The sequence below is a fragment of the Pseudomonas sp. genome, from assembly GCF_050739655.1.
Lineage (GTDB): Bacteria > Pseudomonadota > Gammaproteobacteria > Pseudomonadales > Pseudomonadaceae > Aquipseudomonas.
The window spans coordinates 1-1,201 of the sequence record NZ_JBOIBY010000451.1; the positions used below are offsets into that span (position 1 = coordinate 1).

Annotated in this window: 3 protein-coding genes; 1 reads left to right on the forward strand and 2 read right to left on the reverse strand. The window is 51.5% G+C overall.

Translation table 11 applies throughout. From position 1 onward, the window contains the following. Window positions 1-190: hypothetical protein (locus tag ACRESJ_RS21665; RefSeq protein WP_431759730.1), on the reverse strand; the 190-nt coding region annotated here is incomplete at its 3' end. Between the two features lie 398 nt (window positions 191-588). On the opposite strand from ACRESJ_RS21665, the gene ACRESJ_RS21670 reads away from it, so the two are divergent. Further along, entirely contained in the window at window positions 589-750 is a 162-nt protein-coding gene (locus ACRESJ_RS21670) for a hypothetical protein (RefSeq protein WP_431759731.1), read from the forward strand. A 90-nt stretch (window positions 751-840) separates the two neighbouring features. Here the strand turns inward: ACRESJ_RS21670 and ACRESJ_RS21675 are convergent. After that, a partial coding sequence (locus tag ACRESJ_RS21675; RefSeq protein WP_431759732.1) for a phosphatase PAP2 family protein occupies window positions 841-1,201 on the reverse strand: 361 nt, incomplete at its 5' end.

Genomic DNA, 1,201 nt, shown 5'->3' on the forward strand with positions numbered 1-1,201 from the left:
CTGCCAAGCTTTCCATTCGGGAGCTAAGTCGTAATATGGTTTTTTTGTAGTTGATGGTAAAGCGATTCCTTGAATGACGTTTTGTGGGCTGATGGGGGCGAGGAGCGATCCCCGGTGCATCTAAAAGATCGCAGCCATCAATAGCGCCCTGCTGGCAGCGTTGGAGGTTAACCGCCAACCATGCAGTCACGCTATCGAGCCATGAGCCCATAAAAACCATTTCATTGAATGTTCCATTTGCTTCAAGGGACGAACACAGGCTTCAAAAACTCCATAACACCCTGTGGGAGCGAGCTTGCCCGCCCCCACAGGATTCGTTTTTACTTCAGGTCCGACTCAGTCAGCTCAACACAAATTAATCGCGATCTTCGAGCGGGCTAGTTCGACCTGCTTCAACTCGATGATGCGCAGCAGCGACTGAGTGCAATTCAGGCGTTACTGGATGAGTTACAGGGGAAGTTGTTTACCTGAGCAGAGTTTGGCAAACATTGCACACGATTGCCATCATTGCTGAGTGTCGGTGTTTTCATTAGTTTTGGATTGCCCGCATAAAGCGGGTCACTTAAAAATATTAAAAGGATTTTAATGATGACTATTTTCACTAATGAGTGGGCGGCATGGGAAGCGGCCGCTGTAGGTTACCTGCTCAAACATGCAAGTTTTGGTCAGCCCTTCGAGCAGACTGCAATTGCAGCAGCCCAGCTCGCTGATGCACTGATTCTGGAAATGCGTAAACGTCAACGTGCCTGATTGTAATTAGCTGAGCGCGTTCAAAAAGAACCCCGTCATATTGGTCGGGGTTCTTTTTTTATGAGGGGTCGAGATAATATTGCACTCTTTTTAGTAGGCATACCGCAACATCGTATGGGGTAAGTGCCGCAATACGAAGAAGCCGAACAGGGCCACTAACGCCGGTAGCAGCAGCCACCAGACCTTGGGCGGCATTGCGTTCAGTGGTGCCTGACGTTGATTCAGCCAGAGGCTGGCTGCGCAGACGCAGGCCGCCAGCATTGCTCCAGCCAATACATCCGTCGGCCAATGCGCGCCGAGGTAAACCCTGGAGAGGGCAATCGCCAAGGCTGGAATACAACCCAGTACTAACCAGGTCAATCGCATCCGTGGCGGTTGTCCACGCCCGGCAAGTACGGCGAGGGTTAGAAACAGCGCGAAAGAACCCGAGGCGTGACCACTTGGCATGCTG